Origin of the sequence: Zavarzinia aquatilis (genome assembly GCF_003173035.1) — a bacterium.
GTDB lineage: Bacteria > Pseudomonadota > Alphaproteobacteria > Zavarziniales > Zavarziniaceae > Zavarzinia > Zavarzinia aquatilis.
Genome location: NZ_QGLE01000001.1, coordinates 535478 through 553391, shown reverse-complemented (window position 1 = coordinate 553391; position 17914 = coordinate 535478). Strand labels below are relative to the sequence as shown.

General features: G+C 66.4%; 17 protein-coding genes. 4 read left to right on the top strand and 13 right to left on the bottom strand.

The annotated features are described in order from the left end of the window. Window positions 1–14: 14 nt before the first annotated feature. The 4 genes from pdhA to recO form a co-directional block, all read right to left on the bottom strand. Complete coding sequence (pdhA, locus tag DKG74_RS02680) at window positions 15–1019, bottom strand: pyruvate dehydrogenase (acetyl-transferring) E1 component subunit alpha (RefSeq protein WP_109902297.1); 1005 nt, start codon at window positions 1017–1019, stop codon at window positions 15–17. A gap of 312 nt (window positions 1020–1331) precedes the next feature. Beyond that, window positions 1332–1649 (bottom strand): FtsB family cell division protein, encoded by a 318-nt coding sequence (locus DKG74_RS02675; RefSeq protein ID WP_109902655.1) that lies wholly within the window; start codon window positions 1647–1649, stop codon window positions 1332–1334. 48 nt (window positions 1650–1697) lie between these two features. Beyond that, window positions 1698–3923 carry a DNA topoisomerase IV subunit A gene (gene parC, locus DKG74_RS02670; protein WP_109902295.1) on the bottom strand — a complete coding sequence of 742 codons (2226 nt, stop codon included), beginning with the start codon at window positions 3921–3923 and terminating at the stop codon, window positions 1698–1700. A gap of 12 nt (window positions 3924–3935) precedes the next feature. After that, the gene (recO, locus tag DKG74_RS02665) at window positions 3936–4670 is read right to left on the bottom strand and encodes a DNA repair protein RecO (RefSeq protein WP_109902293.1); all 735 of its coding nucleotides are present in this window, start codon (window positions 4668–4670) and stop codon (window positions 3936–3938) included. 168 nt (window positions 4671–4838) lie between these two features. Here recO and coaA point away from each other — a divergent pair, with 168 nt between their 5' ends. Next, complete coding sequence (gene coaA, locus DKG74_RS02660; protein ID WP_109902653.1) at window positions 4839–5795, top strand: type I pantothenate kinase; 957 nt, start codon at window positions 4839–4841, stop codon at window positions 5793–5795. Window positions 5796–5843: 48 nt separating this feature from the next. On the opposite strand, the gene DKG74_RS02655 is transcribed toward coaA, so the two are convergent. Next, window positions 5844–6611, bottom strand: coding sequence for an SDR family NAD(P)-dependent oxidoreductase (locus tag DKG74_RS02655; RefSeq protein WP_109902291.1), 768 nt, complete (start codon window positions 6609–6611; stop codon window positions 5844–5846). A gap of 115 nt (window positions 6612–6726) precedes the next feature. Between DKG74_RS02655 and DKG74_RS02650 the strand changes: the two genes are divergently transcribed. Beyond that, entirely contained in the window at window positions 6727–7356 is a 630-nt protein-coding gene (locus tag DKG74_RS02650; protein WP_109902289.1) for a MarC family protein, read from the top strand. Between the two features lie 10 nt (window positions 7357–7366). Here the strand turns inward: DKG74_RS02650 and ggpS are convergent, their stop codons facing one another. From ggpS to ssb, 4 genes are all read right to left on the bottom strand, one after another. Further along, window positions 7367–8854: a glucosylglycerol-phosphate synthase gene (gene ggpS, locus DKG74_RS02645; protein ID WP_109902287.1), complete on the bottom strand. Its 1488-nt coding sequence runs from the start codon at window positions 8852–8854 to the stop codon at window positions 7367–7369. Further along, entirely contained in the window at window positions 8851–9588 is a 738-nt protein-coding gene (locus DKG74_RS02640; protein WP_109902285.1) for an HAD family hydrolase, read from the bottom strand. The genes ggpS and DKG74_RS02640 overlap by 4 nt, the downstream gene beginning before the upstream one ends. A gap of 719 nt (window positions 9589–10307) precedes the next feature. After that, complete coding sequence (locus tag DKG74_RS02630) at window positions 10308–11396, bottom strand: NAD(P)H-dependent glycerol-3-phosphate dehydrogenase (protein ID WP_109902281.1); 1089 nt, start codon at window positions 11394–11396, stop codon at window positions 10308–10310. A gap of 24 nt (window positions 11397–11420) precedes the next feature. Beyond that, window positions 11421–11960 (bottom strand): single-stranded DNA-binding protein, encoded by a 540-nt coding sequence (ssb, locus tag DKG74_RS02625; RefSeq protein ID WP_109902279.1) that lies wholly within the window; start codon window positions 11958–11960, stop codon window positions 11421–11423. A gap of 177 nt (window positions 11961–12137) precedes the next feature. On the opposite strand from ssb, the gene uvrA reads away from it, so the two are divergent. Continuing rightward, window positions 12138–15017: an excinuclease ABC subunit UvrA gene (gene uvrA, locus DKG74_RS02620; protein WP_109902277.1), complete on the top strand. Its 2880-nt coding sequence runs from the start codon at window positions 12138–12140 to the stop codon at window positions 15015–15017. Here uvrA and DKG74_RS02615 read toward each other — a convergent pair. Beyond that, window positions 14983–15624: a hypothetical protein gene (locus DKG74_RS02615; RefSeq protein WP_133251476.1), complete on the bottom strand. Its 642-nt coding sequence runs from the start codon at window positions 15622–15624 to the stop codon at window positions 14983–14985. The genes uvrA and DKG74_RS02615 overlap by 35 nt on opposite strands. 79 nt (window positions 15625–15703) lie before the next feature. On the opposite strand from DKG74_RS02615, the gene DKG74_RS02610 reads away from it, so the two are divergent. Next, a complete protein-coding gene (locus DKG74_RS02610) occupies window positions 15704–15955 on the top strand; it encodes a DUF1272 domain-containing protein (RefSeq protein WP_109902273.1) in 252 nt (83 codons plus the stop codon). Here the strand turns inward: DKG74_RS02610 and map are convergent, their stop codons facing one another. From map to DKG74_RS02595, 3 genes are read right to left on the bottom strand one after another with little or no spacing between them, the layout of a single operon-like run. After that, entirely contained in the window at window positions 15956–16774 is an 819-nt protein-coding gene (map, locus tag DKG74_RS02605; protein ID WP_109902271.1) for a type I methionyl aminopeptidase, read from the bottom strand. Beyond that, window positions 16771–17358 (bottom strand): TetR/AcrR family transcriptional regulator, encoded by a 588-nt coding sequence (locus tag DKG74_RS02600; RefSeq protein ID WP_109902269.1) that lies wholly within the window; start codon window positions 17356–17358, stop codon window positions 16771–16773. Before DKG74_RS02600 ends, map begins: the two co-directional genes overlap by 4 nt. Before the next feature lie 59 nt (window positions 17359–17417). Beyond that, the gene (locus DKG74_RS02595) at window positions 17418–17906 is read right to left on the bottom strand and encodes a hypothetical protein (RefSeq protein WP_109902267.1); all 489 of its coding nucleotides are present in this window, start codon (window positions 17904–17906) and stop codon (window positions 17418–17420) included. Window positions 17907–17914: the final 8 nt, after the last annotated feature.

Genomic DNA, 17914 nt, shown 5'->3' with positions numbered 1-17914 from the left:
CGTCTTGCCCGGCCTTAGAGGAGGATGTCGGTCATGAGTTCGCTCGGATCGGGCTCCGGGCTCGTCTGCGCGAAGTCCGCCGCCTCGGCGACGATCTTCTTCACCTCGGCGTCGATCGCCTTCAGGCCCGCCTCGTCGACGAGACCGGCAGTGAGCAGCTGCTCGCGGGCGTGGTCGATGGGGTCATGTTCCGTCCGCATCTTCTGCACCTCTTCCTTGGTGCGGTATTTCGCGGGGTCGGACATGGAATGGCCGCGGTAACGGTAGGTCTTCATTTCGAGAAGATAGGGACCGTTACCCTCGCGCGCCCATTTCACGGCTTCGCGGCCGGCTTCGCGCACGGCGATCACATCCATGCCGTCGACTTCCCGGCCCGGGATGTTGAAGCTGTCGCCCCGGCGGTGCAGCTTGGTCTGGGCCGAGGCGCGGGCGACGGCGGTGCCCATGGCGTACTGGTTGTTCTCGATCACATAGATGACCGGCAGGCGCCACAGCTCGGCCATGTTGAAGCTCTCGTAGACCTGGCCCTGGTTGGCCGCGCCGTCGCCGAAATAGGCGAGGCAGACATTGTCGGTCTTGCGGTACTTCATGGCGAAGGCGACGCCGGTGCCGAGCGGCACCTGGGCGCCGACGATGCCGTGGCCGCCGTAGAACTGCTTTTCCTTCGAGAACATGTGCATGGAGCCGCCCTTGCCCCGGGAATAGCCCCCGCTGCGCCCGGTCAGCTCGGCCATGACACCCTTGGCGTCCATGCCGGCGGCCAGCATGTGGCCGTGATCGCGATAGCCGGTGATGACGGCGTCGCCTTCCTTCAGCGCCGCCTGCATCCCGACGACGACCGCTTCCTGACCGATATAGAGGTGGCAGAAGCCGCCGATCAGGCCCATGCCATACATCTGGCCCGCCTTCTCCTCGAAGCGGCGGATCAGCAGCATTTCGCGGTAATAGTCGATCAATTCAGGCCCCGGACCCGCCACGATCGGCTCGTCCGCCTGCTTCTTCTGCCCTGCCTTGGCCATGGAATCCTCCGTGAAGTCGTGCCTTACGCAACCGTTGGGCGCGACAATAACCACGTTCACATCCCGGGCAACTTCGCAAATGGTGAAAGAGGGCGTTTTTGAATGATGTGCTGCGACGCAATCGGGACAATCATGCGCAATCGCATGAATTGGTTGCCAACACGCGAGCAAAAATGCCTTCGGGACCATAAAACGGCCTGAGACGTAGAAATTTCGATGCGAAACCGCCCCGCCGACGCAGCGAAAAAGAGGCTCGGGCGACGGTCAGGAAAAGCAGATACCGGAAGCAGTACCGGCGACCCGGCGGCCCTGTTACTGGGCGGGGGTCAGAATGACGACGTCATTCTCATGCGCGAAGCCGAGGATGACGCGGGCGCGTTCCTCGATCATGTCGCGGTCGAGGCTCTCGGGGCGCAGCAGGGTCACCCGCCGCTCCAGCGCCTCGCGCTCGGCGCTGACCTGGGCGAGTTCGGCCTTGGTCTGCTCGATCTCGTGGGTCAGGCGCAGCCAGGAAACGAGGCCATAATCGCCCTGCGCCAGGTGATAGCCGAAATAGGCCGCCACGCAGATGGCGACCGTCGGCACCACGGCCTGGCGGGAATGGCGGCGTATTTCCTGGGCAAGAGACATGGCGGCGATTGAATCACGCGGACCCTGGGCGATCAAGCGATTCCGGGGTCAGGAAAAACGGTTGGACTTCGGAAAGCCGCGTGGCGCAAGCCGTCCGGCGCTGCCCCTCGGTCCGATCCAGTCGGCCAGCGCCGTTTCGGTCCGCGTCCCCGTGCCATAGGGCCAGCTCAGGCCCGCGGCAAGGGCGAAGACGGTCACATCCGACAGGCCGCCATCCTTGTATTTCTGCAGGGTAACGCCCCGGCCGCGCGCCAGCTCCGGCACGTCCGCCAGCGGATAGACCAGCAGCTTGCGGTTCTCGCCGACGACGGCGACGTGATCGCCCTCGATGCGGCGGCAGAAGGCGGCTTCCGCGCCCTCGCCCAGGGTCATGATCTGCTTGCCGGCCTTGGTCTGGGCGACCACATCGTCCTCGGCGACGATGAAACCCTTGCCATCGCTCGCCGCGAGCAGGAGTTTCGAGCCGGGCTTATGGACGAACATGGCGACGATGTCCTGATCGTTGCCGAGGTCGACCATCAGCCGGACCGGCTCGCCATGGCCGCGCCCACCCGGCAGGCGGTCACAGCCGAGGGTGAAGAAACGGCCATTGGTGGCGAAGACGATCAGACGGTCCGTGGTTTCGGCCTTGATCAGGTAACGGCCGTGGTCGCCTTCCTTGAAGCGGACGTCGGCGTCGGTATCGACATGGCCCTTCAGCGCCCGCAGCCAGCCCTTGGCCGAGCAGACGACGGTGATCGGCTCGCGCTCGATGAAGGCAGTCGAGGGCAGGTCGATGACCGCGGGGGCATCGGCGAAACTCGTGCGGCGCTTGCCCAGCGGCGTGGCCGGGCCGAATTCCCTGGCGATTTCGGCGACGCCCTGCGCCACCGCCTTGCGCTGGCGCGCGGGTTCCGCCACCAGCCGCTCCAGCCCGGCGCGTTCCTTGAGGAGGGCCTCGTTTTCCTTGCGGATCTCGAATTCCTCGAGCTTGCGCAGGGAGCGCAGGCGCATGTTCAGGATCGCCTCGGCCTGCACGTCGGTCAGCTCGAACCGCGCCATCAGCGCGGGCTTCGGATGATCTTCCTCGCGGATGATGCGGATCACCTCGTCGAGGTTCAGATAGGCGATCAGATAGCCGCCGAGGATTTCCAGCCGATGCGCGATCTCGGACAGGCGCCGGTTGGCCCGCCGCACCACCACCTCGATCCGGTGATCGACGAAGGCCTGCAGAACTTCGCGCAGGCCCATGACCCGCGGCATTTGCCCCTTGTCGAGAACATTCATGTTCAGCTGGGCGCGGGTTTCAAGGTCGGAGAGCTTGAACAGCCCCTCCATCAGCATTTCGGGCGCGACCGTTCGATTGCGCGGCACAAGGACGATGCGGACGACATCGGTCGATTCGTCGCGCACATCCTCGAGCAGCGGCAGTTTCTTCTGCTCGATCAGCTCGGCGATCTTCTCGATCAGGCGCGACTTCTGCACCTGATAGGGAATCTCGGTCACGATCACGGCCCAGGTGCCCCGGCCGAGGTCTTCCTGATGCCAGCGGGCGCGCAGGCGGAAAGCGCCCTTGCCCGTCGCATAGGCTTCGCGGATCGAGGCAGCGCCTTCGACCAGGATGCCGCCCGTGGGGAAATCGGGGCCGGGCACCAGCGCGACCAGTTCGTCGATGCCCGCATCGGGCTTGTCGATCAGCAGGGTGATGGCGGCGCAGAGTTCGGCGACATTATGAGGCGGGATCGCCGTCGCCATGCCGACCGCGATGCCCTGCGCGCCATTGGCGAGCAGGTTGGGAAAAGCCGCCGGCAGGACCACCGGCTCCTTTTCCTCGCCGTCATAGGTTGGGCGGAAGTCGACCGTGTCGTCGTCGATATCAAGGAGCAGCAGCTCCGCCACCCGGGTCAGCCGGGCCTCGGTATAGCGCATGGCCGCGGCATTATCGCCGTCGACATTGCCGAAATTGCCCTGACCGTCGATCAGCGGGTAGCGGACGGCGAAATCCTGCGCGAGGCGCACGAGCGCGTCATAGATCGACTGGTCGCCATGGGGATGGAACTTGCCCATCACGTCGCCGACCACGCGGGCGGATTTCTTGTAGCCCGACTTGGGGTCCAGCTTCAGCTGGCGCATGGCATAGAGCAGGCGCCGGTGCACCGGTTTCAGGCCGTCGCGCACATCCGGCAGCGAACGCGCCATGATGGTCGACAGGGCATAGGCGAGATAACGCTCGCCAAGGGCGCTCGACAGCGAAACGTCGCGAATCTCGCCCGAATCCAGGGTCACATCGGTCATGATGGCCGGACCCTAGCAGATCGCCGCCCCCGATCCCAAGAGGGAGAGCAGCCGCTGTCGCGCCGAGGGCAGGCTTCGACCTTGAGGCGCGAGGATGTGGCGCTCGATGAAATGGCCGGTCAGGGCGAAACCATCGGCGAGATCCCTCGCCTCCGCCGGGCCGCCCGCCGGGGTCAGGAAGGCCGGCAGACGCAGCAGCCGGTCCTCATAGGGCGCGGCCGCTCCGGCGGTGACCGCCCGCCCGCTGCGCGGCGAGACGAAAGCGAGGCTTTCCGTCACCCCGGTGACGGCGCAGGCCGACAGATCCAGCCCGAAACCGAGGTCCTTCAGGATTTCCAGCTCCAGCCGGACCATCAGCGCGGCCCATGGACCGTCCGCCGCCAGCACCGCCATCAGGACGGCGAAACCCTCGAACAGGGCGGCATGAGGCTCGCGCTCCGGCAGGCAGAGGTCGGTCAGGGCGCAGATCGCCGCCAGCCCGGCCAGCCGCCGGGGCGAATCGAGCACGGCGCCCGCATGGGCCGCGCCGGGCTCGAGCGCATAGGCGCCAAGATGGTCGGCCAGCCGGGCGCGCCAGACCGCCTGCACCTCGTTGCCCGGCTGCAGCATGGGGGCCAGGCGCCGCCCCGCCCCGCCCCGGACGAGGCCGGGATGGCGGCCGTGGTCCCGGGTCAGGAGCGAAACGACGGCGTCCCGCTCGCCCAGCGGGCGCATGGAGAGCACGAAACCCCGGTCACGCCAGTCCATTCACCGCTCCCCACCCCCTACGAAAGGCACGACAAATATATTGCAACCGGGCTTTTGCCCCCGATACCACCGTGGTATCACCATCGGAAATTTGGGGAAACGCCGGGCCGCGAGATGCCCGCCATCCCCGACGAGGAACGTGCCCTGGGTCGCGAAGGTTGGCACATCATGCCCGAGCCGAAGTTGAAACCCTCGATCGAACAGCGCTTCAACCTGTTCGACCGGGAGGAATGGCGGGCACATCGTGCCGATACGCCGATGACCCTGTCCCACGATGATCTCCTGCAATTGCGCGGCGCGGACGAGATGATCTCGCTCGACGAGGTGGCGGATATCTATCTGCCCCTGTCGCGGCTGCTCAATCTCCATGTCTCCCACCGGATGGAGCTGTACCGCTCCACCTTCCGCTTCCTCGGCGCCTCGCTCAGCAAGGTGCCCTATATCATCGGCCTCGCCGGGTCGGTTTCGGTCGGCAAGAGCACGTCGGCGCGCATCCTGCGTTCCCTGCTCGCGCGCTGGCCGTCGCACCCCAATGTCGCGCTGATCTCGACCGACGGTTTCCTGCACCCCAATGCGGTCCTGCAGTCGCGCGGGTTGATGGAACGCAAGGGCTTTCCCGAAAGCTATGACGTCCGCACCCTGCTGAACTTCCTCGCCGACGTCAAAGCCGGCAAGCGCAACGTGAAGGCGCCGGTCTACAGCCATATCGTCTACGACATCGTGCCCGGCGAGTTCCAGAACATCGACCAGCCCGACATCCTGATCGTCGAAGGGCTGAACGTGCTTCAGGTCAACACGACGCCGGGCCTCGAGGACGTGATCTTCGCCTCCGACTTCTTCGATTATTCGATCTATGTCGATGCCGAGACCGAGATGATCCGCGACTGGTACATCGCCCGCTTCCTCAATTTCCGCCAGACCGCCTTCCGCAATCCGGACTCCTATTTTTCGCGCTATGCCGACCTGTCGGACGAGGAAGCCCGGGCGACCGCCCTGTCGATCTGGACCCGGATCAACGAGCGCAATCTCGTCGAGAATGTCCGCCCGGCCCGTTTCCGCGCCGACCTGATCCTGACCAAGGGCCAGGACCACAAGGTCGAATCCGTCGCCCTGCGCAAACTGTAACGCCGCTTCGTCGCCCCGGAAATCCTTACGCCGGGGCGACGAAGCCGTTCAGATGGCGCTGAAGCCGTTGTCGACATAGATGTGGGTGCCGTTGACGAAGCTCGAGTCGTCGCAGGCGAGGAACAGGGCCGCCCGGGCCACTTCCTCGGGCTCGGCGATGCGGCCCTGCTGGGCGGCGATGGCCGCTTCCGAGACGTCGACGCCGAGGGCCTGCAATGCCGCGACCTCGCGCAGCCCGTGGGGCGTGCGGACGAAGCCGGGGCAGACCGCGTTGCAGCGGATGTTCCTGTCGCGGAATTCGACTGCGATCGCCCGGGCGAACATGTGGCAGGCGCCCTTCGTCGTGTCGTAGAGCACTTCCATCGGCGTGCCGAGAATGGCCGAAATCGACGAGGTGCAGACGATGGCGCCGCCGCCCGCCGCGATCATCCCGGGCAGGACCGCTTTCGTCATCAGGAACATCGAGCGGACATTGACCGCGTGCAGCCATTCCCAATCGGCCAGCGTCGTCTCGAGGAAGGGTTTGATGACGATGGAGCCGGCGTGGTTGAACAGCACCGTCACCGGGCCGAAATGCGCCGTCGCCGCCGCGACGGCGGCATTCACCTGAGCCTCGTCCGAGACGTCGGCGGCGAAGACCGCCGCTTCGCCCCCGGCGGCGCGGATGCGCGCGGCGGTTTCCTGCGAGGCTTCTTCGTTGCGGTCGATGATGGCGACTTTCGCCCCTTCCGCCGCGAAGAGCTCGGAGGCCGCGCCCCCCATGCCGGTGGCACCCCCCGAAATGATCGCGACCTTGCCCGCCAGACGTCCCGCCATGCCCGTTACTCCTTACATTGGCCATTCGAGACGGCGATGATGACCCGTTCGGGGCGCCATCGTCCAGAGCCGCGGGGCTGGTCAGGCCGGCGAAAGGCGTTACACTGGTCGCCGCATGTTCGAGACCTTCCTGACCGCCTTCACCACCTTCTTCGCCACCATCGGCCCCGCCGACGTGGTGGTGCTCTTCGCTGCCCTGACGGCACGGCACACGCCCGTCGAGCGGCGGCGCATGGCACTGAAGGGCAGCGTGTTCGCCGGGGCGATCCTGCTCGTCTTCGGCCTCGCGGGGGAGCCCTTGCTCCGCATGTTCGGGATTTCGCTGCCGGCGCTGCGCGTCGCGGGCGGCATTCTCCTCCTGCTCATTTCGCTCGACATGGTGTTCGTGCGGGAATCCGGCGGCAGCACCGCGACCGACGAGGAAAAGGACGAGGCGATGACCCGGCCCGACATTTCTGTCGTGCCACTGGCGACGCCGCTGCTCGCCGGCCCTGGCGCCATCGGCTCGGCCATCCTGCTCGTCTCGTCCAACAGCCATGATGTCGGCCGCGAGTTCATGGTCTTCGCCGGCCTCTTCGCCGTGCTGCTGCTCGGCTATCTCATGATGCTGGCGGCGACCGGCGTGCAGCGGGCGCTGGGCGTCACCGGCGTCCATGTCATCAGCCGCATCTTCGGCGTGCTGCTCGCCGCCCTCGCCGTGCAATTCGTCTTCGACGGCCTGAAGGGCAGCGGGCTGTTCGGCTGATCCCGGCGCCTCAGGCGCCGATCAGGCTCAACTCCTGGATGATCCGGTCGCTCCACCGGGCGACGTCGTTCTCGCGCACCACCCTGTTCATCCCATTCATGCGCCGCCGCGCCTCGTCCACCGACATGTCGAGGGCGCGGTCGAGGGCGCGATCCATCGAGCGGTGGGAATTGGGATTGATCAGCAAGGCATCGTCCAGTTCGACCGCGCAGCCGGCGAATTCCGACAGGACAAGGACGCCGGTACGGCCGAAATTGGCGGCGACATATTCCTTGGCGACCAGGTTCAGGCCATCGCGCAGCGGCGTCGTCAGGCAGACATCGGCGATCCGGTAATGCGCCATCAGCTGATCGAAGGGAATGGCCTGGGAATAGAGCACCACGGGCGTCCATTCCAGGCGGGAGAAGCGGCCGTTGATGCGCCCGACCAGGCCCTCGATCTCGCGCTGGGTCTTCTCGTAGACCGTCATGGTCGAGGCCGCCCGGACCGAGGTCAGCAGCAGCTTTACCTCGCCGATCAGCTCGGGCCGCCGCTCGAGCAGGCGCTCGAAGGCCAGCAGGCTTTCGGCCATGCCCTTGGTGTAATCGGTGCGCCCGACGGCGACCAGCAACCGCCGCCCCCCCATCTCGCGGATCAGGCGGCTTTGCAGGGCTTCGCTCTCCGGCGTCTCCAGCAGGCGCTGGATGGTGTTCGGGTCGGTTCCCACCGGCGTCGTGCCGAGGCGGACGAGACGCCCCCGGTGGCACAGCGAAACGGGCACTTCGGGTTCCGACAGCGCCTTGCCGCAGGGCGACAGACCGTCGGACACGGCTTCGGTCGCGACAATCCCGGCCCCGCACAGGGCCTGCGCGACCTCGGCGAAATTCTTCGTGTAGCGCGGAATATGGAAACCCACCTGATCGCAGGCGAGCAGGCTTGCCATGATCTCCTCGCGCCAGGGCAGGATGTTGAAGATGTCGGCGGCTGGAAACGGCGTGTGGTGAAAGAAGGCGATGCGCAGATCGGGCTTCAGCTGACGCAGGTAATGCGGCACGAGCCAGAGATTGTAATCGTGAATCCACGCAAGGCCATCGTCCGCCAGCACCTCTGCCGTGGCTTCGGCAAAGAGGCGGTTGACCTCGCGAAAGGTCTCCCAGTCGACATTGTCATATTGGAACGCCTGCGGAAACGAATGAAGGATCGGCCACAGCGCCTCCTTCGAGGTGACGTGATAGAAGCTCTCTACCTGCTCGGCGGTCAGGGGAAGGCGCGAGACGGTGAAGCCGCCATTGTCGTCGTCGACATGCACCACACGCTCGAAATCGGCGCCGGCTTCGGGATCGCAGGTCTTCCAGGCGACCCAGGCGCCCCGCCCCGGGTCGATGCGCCGGAACAGGCTTTTCAGCGTCGGCACGATGCCGTTCGGACTGCTGTTGGCACGGAACTCGATGCGGCCGTCGACCTCGATCTCCTCGAAAGGCTGACGATGATAGACGATGGCCATGGCGGATTTACTCATGTCGCCCCTCCTGCCCGGAACTCGAAATGTTTCAGGGCTTCCGCGATACCGGCAGCCCCCTCGCCCCTGCTGCGGTAAACGTTCGGCATGTCGGAGACGGCAAGGGCCAGCGCCGGTTCGGCATTGCCGACGGCAACGCCCTTGAATCCCGTCTCGAACAGGGACAGGTCGTTCATCGTATCGCCCGCGACCAGCACGCGCTTCCGGTCGATGCCCAGATGATCGACCAGCCGGGTCAGCGTCGGCCCCTTGGCGATGCCGCGCGGCAGCACATCGAAGAAACGGCCGGCCGACAGCAGGCCGTCGAGGCCCGCCGCCTCGACCCGTGCGCCGAGGTCGGGCGCCAGCAGCGCCGGTTCGCAATCGTAACTCACGCGGTGGCGGAACCGCGTCGGTTGCAGGCGCAGGCCCGGCTCGTCCCTCAGCATCTCGACCACGCGGGGACCGGCATCCTGCCAGCGCGCGGCAATGTCCTCTTCGAGCGCCGCCATCGGCTCTAAAGTCATGCCGTCATAGACCGAGGTGCCGACGTCGCCGACGATATAGCGCGGCCGCGGCATGGGCGGCCGGCTGACGAGATCGGCGATGAAAGCGATATCGCGACCGGTCACAAAGACCAGCAGCACGTCGTCGCGCTCCGACAGCGACCGATAGAGGCTTTCCCGGGAGGCCGCGTCACCGCCAAGGAAAGTGCCATCGAGATCGGTCGCCAGCACGCAGTCCCAGCCGGTCATGCCGACAGGAGACCGCAGCCGGCGAGACGGATCAGGACAGGGGTGCGCCGCGTCGCGGCCACAGTGTGGAGAGGTGGCGCATCGCGCGCCGAGAGGGAGACATGCCGTCCTGCCCGATGGGCGGTAAGAGCCAGGGCGGTGCCCCGAGCACCGGCGCCGATGAAGGCGATCCGGTCGAATGCCGCAGGTTCTACGGCCGGTGATCCGGCGGAGCCGAATTCCTGCATGGATGTCCTCCATTCCCGGGCGTTCGCTGACGCCCAAACTTCCCCTTGATCCGCTCAGAATTGAGCAAATGTCCAATGCATGAACCGTGCCAAAAAGCTCCAGAAATGTCAATATCCGCGACGGATATTTCAGTAAATCAGCCTAATTTTTCGAGTTGTCGATGATGATATATTGGTAGCCATCTGACGCAGATGAACGCATTATCGCCCTTAGCATCAATGAATAAAAATATTGCATCGGAAAATACTGATCGAGTGATCTTGTATATTCACGCAAAAGCGGCCAGATTATCGGGGGTCTGAAAAATAACGCGCCGCACAATTTCGTCGGCCCGCGCCAAAAAGGCGGCGATGCAGCGTCGTCGGCGCGCATTTCATCTTCGCCTTCAAGAAGGGCGGCGGGTAGCGCAGGTGAATAGCGGGCCTTCAGCAGGCCGTGAAACGCGCACTCAGTTCCGGAATTTCAATCCAGTTTTCGTGCAGCACTCAAGGTCAGCGGTCTGTGGAGGCCGGATTGGCGATGCGGACGGCGTTTTCGGCGGTCAGGGCTTCGGGCCTCAGGTCACCGACCATCAGGCCGGCCATGATCTCGTCGATGGCGGCGCCGCCGAGGATGGCTTCCACCCCGGCACAGATCGGCATCGGAATGCCGAGGCGGCGCGACAGGGCGCCGACCGAGGCGGCGTTGACCGCGCCCTCGACCACCGGGCCATCGTCGGAGCGTTGGGGCGCCCTGCCCTCGCCCAGAGCCTTGCCGAAGGAGAAATTGCGCGACTGTTCGCTGGAACAGGTCAGCACCAGGTCGCCGACCCCGGCCAGACCGCCCAGAGTCTCGGGGCGGGCACCGAGGGCGACGCCGAGCCGGGTCAGTTCGGCGAGGCCCCGGGTGATCAGGGCCGCCCGGGCATTACTGCCGAGGCCGCGGCCGGCGGCGATGCCGCAGGCGATGGCGATGACATTCTTCACCGCGCCGCCGATCTCGACACCGACGACATCGTCCGAGAGATAGGGCCGGAACGTGCTCGAGGCGAAGGTGACGGCGATGCGGGCCGCCAGATGTTCAGGTCCGAAGGCGCCGCCGCCTGCCGTCGCCACGGTGACCGCCGTCGGCAGGTCGAGGGCGACCTCGGCCGCGAAGGTGGGGCCCGAGAGCACGGCGAGCGGATGGCCGGGCAATTCCGCCGCGACCACATCGCTCATCAGGGCGCCGCTGTCGCCTTCCACACCCTTGGCGCAGACGACGACGGGAACACCCGACCCCAGGAGGGGCGCGCAGCGCCGGGCCATGGCCCGCAGATGCTGCGACGGCGTGACCAGCAGCACGAGATCGGCGCCCCCGACGACGGCGCCGAGATCGCCGCTGACGGTCAGCGCCGCCGGCAGGTCGACCGGCACGGTCAGGAAGGGATTGCGCCGGCTCGCCGCCACGGCCGCGACCACATGGTCTTCACGCGCCCAGAGCGACGCGGCGCGCCCGGCCCGCAGGGCGGTCAGCGCCAGCGCCGTACCCCAGGCCCCGGCCCCGACGACGGCGACGCGACCGAAGGGGACAGAGGCCGGCGAAAGAGCCGATGTGGCCATGGCCGCGATCCGGGCTGGACGGATTTAGAACGGGATTTCGTCGTCGAGGTCCGGCCCCGGATTGCGACCGCCGCCACCACCGCCGCCGCCGCCCGAGCGGCCACCGCCGCCGAAGCCACCACCACCCGAACGGCCACCGCCACCGCCACCGTAGCCACCGAAATCGCCACCGCCGCCGCCGCCGAAGTCGTCGCCGCCACCGCCGCCTTCACCGCGGCCATCGAGGATGGTCAATTCGCCGCGGAAGCGCTGCAGCACGATTTCCGTCGAATAGCGTTCCTGGCCCTGCTGGTCGGTCCACTTGCGGGTCTGCAGCGAGCCTTCGATGTAAACCTTGCTGCCCTTGCGCAGATACTGCTGGGCGATGCGCGCCAGATTCTCGTTGAAGATCACCACGCGATGCCACTCGGTGCGCTCCTTGCGCTCGCCGGACATCTTGTCCTTCCAGGTCTCGGAGGTGGCGATCGAGAGATTCACGACCGGATTGCCATCCTGCAGATTGCGGGATTCCGGGTCGCGCCCCAGGTTGCCGACCAGAATGACCTTGTTGACACTGCCCGCCATGGCTTTCCCCTTAAGTGCTTGCGGCGCCGCCGTACTGGAACATAATAAGAACGAATACCGCGACTCAAGTGGCATCTTGCGGACTTTGTTCCCATAATCAAGCTAGGATGGACAGTGTCGCTCCTCCACCCCATATCCTCTCTTCCCGCCGGCGCCGTACCGCGTAGCTGAGGCCCCATGTCGTCCAAGTTCATCTGCGTCCGCGGCGCCCGCGAACACAATCTCAAGAATGTCGACGTCGACATTCCCCGCGACCAGCTGGTGGTGATCACTGGCCTGTCCGGCTCCGGCAAATCCTCCCTCGCCTTCGACACGATCTATGCCGAGGGCCAGCGCCGCTATGTCGAGAGTCTGTCGGCCTATGCCCGGCAGTTCCTCGAGTTGATGCAGAAGCCGGATGTCGACCATATCGAGGGGCTGTCCCCGGCGATCTCGATCGAGCAGAAGACGACGTCGCGCAATCCGCGCTCGACCGTCGGCACGGTCACCGAGATTTACGACTACCTGCGCCTGCTGTTCGCCCGTATCGGCGTGCCCTATTCCCCGGCGACCGGCCTGCCGATCGAAAGCCAGACCGTCAGCCAGATGGTCGACCGCATCCTGGCCCTGCCCGAGGGCACCCGGCTCTACGTCATCGCGCCCTTCGTGCGCGGCCGCAAGGGCGAGTACCGCAAGGAACTGGCCGACCTGCAGAAGCGCGGCTTCCAGCGGGTGAAAATCGACGGCACCCTGTATGAAATCGCCGATGCCCCGACGCTGAACAAGAAGGTGAAGCACGATATCGACGTGGTCGTCGACCGCGTCGTGGTGCGGCCCGACATCGCGTCGCGCCTCGCCGACAGCCTGGAGACCGCACTCGACCTCGCCGACGGCCTCGCCGTGGCGGAAGACGCGGGGAGCGGCGAGCGCACCCTGTTCTCGCAGAAATTCGCCTGCCCGGTGTCGGGCTTCACCATCGACGAGATCGAGCCGCGGCTGTTCTCCTTCAACAATCCGTTCGGCGCCTGCCCGGCCTGCGACGGCCTCGGCAACAAGCTCTATTTCGATCCGGCCCTGATCGTGCCGGACGAGACGGTGAGCCTCGCCAAAGGCGCCATCGCCCCCTGGGCCAAGACGATTTCCGCCTTCTTCACCCAGACCATCGAAAGCCTCGCCGCCGCCTACAAGTTCGATGTGAACAAGCCCTGGCGCGACCTGCCGCAGAAGGTGCGCGACCTCCTCCTCAACGGCTCGGGCAAGGAGGCGATCACCATGACCTATCAGGACGGCACCCGTCGTTTCCAGACGACGAAGCCGTTCGAGGGCGTGATTCCCAACCTGCAGCGGCGCTGGAAGGAAACCGAGAGCGACTGGATGCGCGAGGAGCTCTCGGCCTATCAGTCCGCCTCGGAATGCGAGGTCTGTCACGGTCACCGCCTGAAGCCCGAAGCCCTCGCCGTGAAGATCGGCGGCCTGCACGTCGGCCAGGTGACCGAGAAGTCGATCGCCGAGGCGGCGCAATGGTTCCTCGACCTCTCGGACCGCATCACGCCGAAACAGGCCGAGATCGCCGCCCGCATCCTCAAGGAAATCAACGAGCGGCTGGGCTTCCTCGTCAACGTCGGGCTCGACTATCTCACCCTCGCCCGGGCCTCCGGCACCCTCTCGGGCGGGGAGAGCCAGCGCATCCGCCTCGCCTCGCAGATCGGCTCGGGCCTCACCGGGGTGCTCTATGTCCTCGACGAGCCGTCGATCGGCCTGCACCAGCGCGACAACGACCGCCTGATCGAGACGCTGAAACGCCTGCGCAATCTCGGTAACACGGTGATCGTGGTCGAGCATGACGAGGACGCGATCCGCACCGCCGACCATGTCATCGACATGGGCCCGGCCGCCGGTGTCCATGGCGGCCAGATCATCGCGCAAGGCACGCCGGCCCAGATCATGACCAACCCGGACAGCCTGACCGGGCAATATCTGTCCGGCGCCCGCAGCGTGCCCATCCCTGCCCTGCGCCGGCCCTTCGACAGGAAGCGCGTGCTGTCCGTCGTCGGCGCGCGGGCCAACAATCTTAAGAATGTGACCGCGCACATCCCGCTCGGCACCTTCACCTGCGTCACAGGCGTTTCGGGCGGCGGCAAGTCCACCCTCGTCATCGAGACCCTGTTCAAGGCCCTGAGCCGGCGCCTGAACGGCAGCCGCGAGCTGGCCGGCGCCCATGACGACATCCTCGGCGTCGATCATCTCGACAAGGTGATCGACATCGACCAGTCGCCCATCGGGCGGACGCCCCGCTCCAACCCCGCGACCTATACGGGCGCCTTCACGCCGATCCGCGACTGGTTCGCCGGCCTGCCGGAGGCGGAAGCCCGGGGTTACAAGGCCGGGCGCTTCTCCTTCAACGTGAAGGGCGGGCGCTGCGAGGCGTGCCAGGGCGATGGCATGATCAAGATCGAGATGCACTTCCTGCCCGACGTCTATGTCCAATGCGACGTCTGCAAGGGCAGGCGCTACAACCGCGAAACCCTGGATGTCACCTTCAAGGACAAGTCGATCGCCGATGTCCTCGACATGACGATCGACGAGGCGGCGGATTTCTTCAAGGCGGTGCCGGCGGTCCGTGACAAGATGGAGACCCTGAAGCGTGTCGGCCTTGGTTACATCAAGGTCGGCCAGCAGGCGACGACCCTGTCGGGCGGCGAGGCGCAGCGCGTGAAACTGGCCAAGGAGCTGTCGAAACGCCCGACCGGCCGCACCCTCTACATCCTCGACGAGCCGACCACCGGCCTGCATTTCGAGGATGTGCGCAAGCTGATGGAGGTGCTGCACGCCCTCGTCGAGACCGGCAATACCGTCCTCGTCATCGAGCATAATCTCGAAGTGATCAAGACGGCGGACTGGATCATCGACATGGGGCCGGAAGGCGGCAACGGCGGCGGTGAAGTGGTGGCCGAGGGCACGCCCGAGGATGTCGCGGCCTCGCCGCGCAGCCACACCGGGCGTTATCTCTCCGCCCTGCTCGCCGGCAAGCCGGGGCCGAAGGCTAAGAGCGCGAAGCGGTCTGCAGCGCGGCGTTAGCGCCGGCAAAGGCGCGCTCCTGCTCCAGGCGGAGCAAATCGTCCGCCATCAGGGCGATCACCCGGCAGAAGGCGTGCAGCATGGCGCGGCCCTTGGCCGCGTCGCGCGCGGCGGCCCAGCGCGCCGCGACGTCGGTCATGTGGATCATCAGCTCGACGGTCGCCGACAGTTCAAGTTCCGTGACATGGGGCAGCAGTTCGCGCAGGAAATGGTGCACCATGCCGGCGTTCTCGGTCACCTGCTCGACATTGAGGGCACGCATTCGCCGGTCGGTCAGGATTTCCGTCCAGACATCGCGCATGTCCGGATCGTTGTGGAAGATCTGGTAGTAGTTCTCGACCGCCTGCTGCGCCTGCCGCACGAAATCATCGACCGTGGCTACTTCGCGCAGGGCGAAGGCCAGAACCTCGCGGTTGGCGGCATGATAGAAGCGGACGAGACCGAGGCGCAGGGCATCGTCGTCGGCAAAGGCCTCGCGGGCCTCGTCGAGGCTGACGTCGGAAAGGCGCGCCGCGCTCTCGAGCGTGACCGCGCCCAGCGAATGGCCACGTGCCAGGCCTTCGGCCGCCTGCAACAAGTGATCGGCAAGATCGGGTCTGTGTGCCAAGATGTTCCCGCTTCCCGGTTTGCCCTGACCGCATCATGGCGCATCAGGGTGAACGGTTCGTTAATAAGCGGAAATCGCCATGCTTGACCTGCGCCCCGGTTGCGAATGCTGCGACAAGGACCTCCCCGCCGACAGCCGGGATGCCCTGATATGCTCGTTCGAATGCACGTTTTGTCGCGACTGCGCCGAGACTGTCCTCGGCGGCATCTGCCCCAATTGCTCGGGCGAACTGGTGCGGCGCCCGGTGCGGCCGGCCGCCGCCCTCGCCCGCTCCCCGGCCTCGACGGTCCGTGTCTTCAAGGCCGAGGGCTGCGGCCGGAAGACCGCCTGATCAGATCGCGGCGCGCAGGGCCGCCGGTTCGGGCCAGGGGGTGAAAATCTCCACGCCCGTTTCGGTGACGCCCACCGAATGCTCGAACTGGGCCGAGAGGGAGCGGTCCCGGGTGACCGCGGTCCAGCCGTCGGACAGGATTTTCACGTCGGGCCGGCCGGCGTTCAGCATCGGCTCGATGGTGAAGATCATGCCGGGCTCGAGCACGATGCCCTCGCCCGGCCGGCCGTAGTGCAGGACGTTGGGCGCGTCGTGAAACACCTGCCCGACGCCATGGCCGCAGAAATCCTCGACGATGGAGAAACGCTCGCGCCTTGCGATCCGCTCGATCGCATGGCCGACGTCGCCGAGCGTCGCGCCCGGCTTCACCGCCGCGATCCCGGCGAGCAGGGATTCGAGCGTCGTGTCGACGAGGCGGCGCGCCTTCACCCCCATGTCGCCCGCCGCATACATCCGGCTGGCATCGCCGAACCAGCCGTCCAGCACGGGCGTTACGTCGATGTTCAGGATGTCGCCCTCGACCAGGATCTTGTCGTCGGAGGGGATGCCATGGGTGACGACGTGATTGACCGAGATGCAGCTGGCGTGCTGATAGCCGTGGTAGCCGATGGTGCCCGGAATGCCGCCGTGATCGCGCATATAGGTTTCGCACAGCTTGTCGAGGGCGGCGGTCGATACCCCCGGCTTCACATAGGGCGCGATGAAATCGAGGGTGGCGGCAGCCAGCCGGCCGGCCTTGCGCATCCCTTCGAAGCCTTCCCCGTCATGCAGCGGGATCTTGCGGCCGCCCTCGGTCTGGGCGGAATAGCGGATGGTCATGCGGCCTGTCCCTGCAGGGCGTCCCGGCCATTGTCGAACAGGCCAGAGACGAGATCGTCGACGAATTCGGGGATCGGCCCGCGGCCGATCAGATGGGGGCGCAGGGCGGCGACCGGCGCGTCGAACACGCGAAAGCGCAGCGCCGCCGCTTCGGCCGCGGAGGCATGGCCCCCGGCCAGCGACAGGAAGGCGCGGTCGAGCACATCTTCCTGACGGGCGATTTCTGCCCGCAGATCGTCCGGCACCGGCGCGCCGTCGACCAGCGCCCCGAAATCGTTCAGCAGCAGGAACCGCGCCCGCAGGGGCCGCGCCCGCGACCAGTCGACGAGGGTCATGGCGGCGTCCCGCGCCCGCCCCTCGAACAGGGGCGGCACCAGGGCCGCGGTGAAATCGCCATGCACCTCGGCCCAGGCGGCGGCGAGCACGGCCGCCTTGGACGGAAAGCGGTGATAGAGCGAGCCGGTGGGCGCGCCCACCCGGCGGGCGATGGCCGGAATCGAGGCCGCCGAAGGACCGGCTTCAGCGACGAGGGCGATGGCCGCGCTGACGAAGCAGTCGGCGGAGAATTGAGCTAATCTGACCATGATGGCATTTAGAATAGAGATTCTAGAACGCCCTGTCCAGAGGCTCCGCGCCGGGCCTGTCAGCCCGGCAGTACCCCGCCCGGGGCCAGAAGCGGCGCGGACAGCATGGCCCGCCAGTTTCCCGGCGTGACACGGTCGATATAGGCTGCCTGCATGTCAGGGGTCAGCACTTCGACCAGATAGCGATCCTCCAGCCAGAGCTCCACGACATCGAAGATGCCGCCACGCGTGGCCAGCTGGACGCGCCAGCCGGCCTTGCCGGCGATGGCCTCGATCTCGGTGACGGACCGGGGCGAAGCGATGGCGACATGGTCCCCCACGGCGCCCGCGACAGGCGCCGCGGTCCCGATGGCGACGCCAGCATCGGACGGCACCAGCGTCCGGTCGTGCGGATAGATTTCCAGCGTGGTCGCCCGCCCGTCGCCGGCAAAGACGACATGGGCACCGGGCACCGGCGGAAAGGGCATGGCCTCGCCCTGCCAGATGTCGGCCAGCACGGCGGCGACCTTGGCCGGATCGCGGGCGGGAATGGAGGCGTGGAACAACATGGCGCGGT

Excerpts from the sequence above, each read along its gene's own strand:
- DKG74_RS02600 (WP_109902269.1), bottom strand. The coding sequence starts at position 17,358 with ATGGTCAGATTAGCTCAATTCTCCGCCGACTGCTTCGTCAGCGCGGCC.
- DKG74_RS02640 (WP_109902285.1), bottom strand. The coding sequence starts at position 9,588 with ATGACCGGCTGGGACTGCGTGCTGGCGACCGATCTCGATGGCACTTTC.
- pdhA (WP_109902297.1), bottom strand. The coding sequence starts at position 1,019 with ATGGCCAAGGCAGGGCAGAAGAAGCAGGCGGACGAGCCGATCGTGGCG.
- DKG74_RS02595 (WP_109902267.1), bottom strand. The coding sequence starts at position 17,906 with ATGTTGTTCCACGCCTCCATTCCCGCCCGCGATCCGGCCAAGGTCGCC.
- DKG74_RS02650 (WP_109902289.1), top strand. The coding sequence starts at position 6,727 with ATGTTCGAGACCTTCCTGACCGCCTTCACCACCTTCTTCGCCACCATC.
- parC (WP_109902295.1), bottom strand. The coding sequence starts at position 3,923 with ATGACCGATGTGACCCTGGATTCGGGCGAGATTCGCGACGTTTCGCTG.
- coaA (WP_109902653.1), top strand. The coding sequence starts at position 4,839 with ATGCCCGAGCCGAAGTTGAAACCCTCGATCGAACAGCGCTTCAACCTG.
- DKG74_RS02610 (WP_109902273.1), top strand. The coding sequence starts at position 15,704 with ATGCTTGACCTGCGCCCCGGTTGCGAATGCTGCGACAAGGACCTCCCC.
- DKG74_RS02630 (WP_109902281.1), bottom strand. The coding sequence starts at position 11,396 with ATGGCCACATCGGCTCTTTCGCCGGCCTCTGTCCCCTTCGGTCGCGTC.
- DKG74_RS02675 (WP_109902655.1), bottom strand. The coding sequence starts at position 1,649 with ATGTCTCTTGCCCAGGAAATACGCCGCCATTCCCGCCAGGCCGTGGTG.
- ssb (WP_109902279.1), bottom strand. The coding sequence starts at position 11,960 with ATGGCGGGCAGTGTCAACAAGGTCATTCTGGTCGGCAACCTGGGGCGC.
- uvrA (WP_109902277.1), top strand. The coding sequence starts at position 12,138 with ATGTCGTCCAAGTTCATCTGCGTCCGCGGCGCCCGCGAACACAATCTC.
- DKG74_RS02655 (WP_109902291.1), bottom strand. The coding sequence starts at position 6,611 with ATGGCGGGACGTCTGGCGGGCAAGGTCGCGATCATTTCGGGGGGTGCC.
- recO (WP_109902293.1), bottom strand. The coding sequence starts at position 4,670 with ATGGACTGGCGTGACCGGGGTTTCGTGCTCTCCATGCGCCCGCTGGGC.
- ggpS (WP_109902287.1), bottom strand. The coding sequence starts at position 8,854 with ATGAGTAAATCCGCCATGGCCATCGTCTATCATCGTCAGCCTTTCGAG.
- map (WP_109902271.1), bottom strand. The coding sequence starts at position 16,774 with ATGACCATCCGCTATTCCGCCCAGACCGAGGGCGGCCGCAAGATCCCG.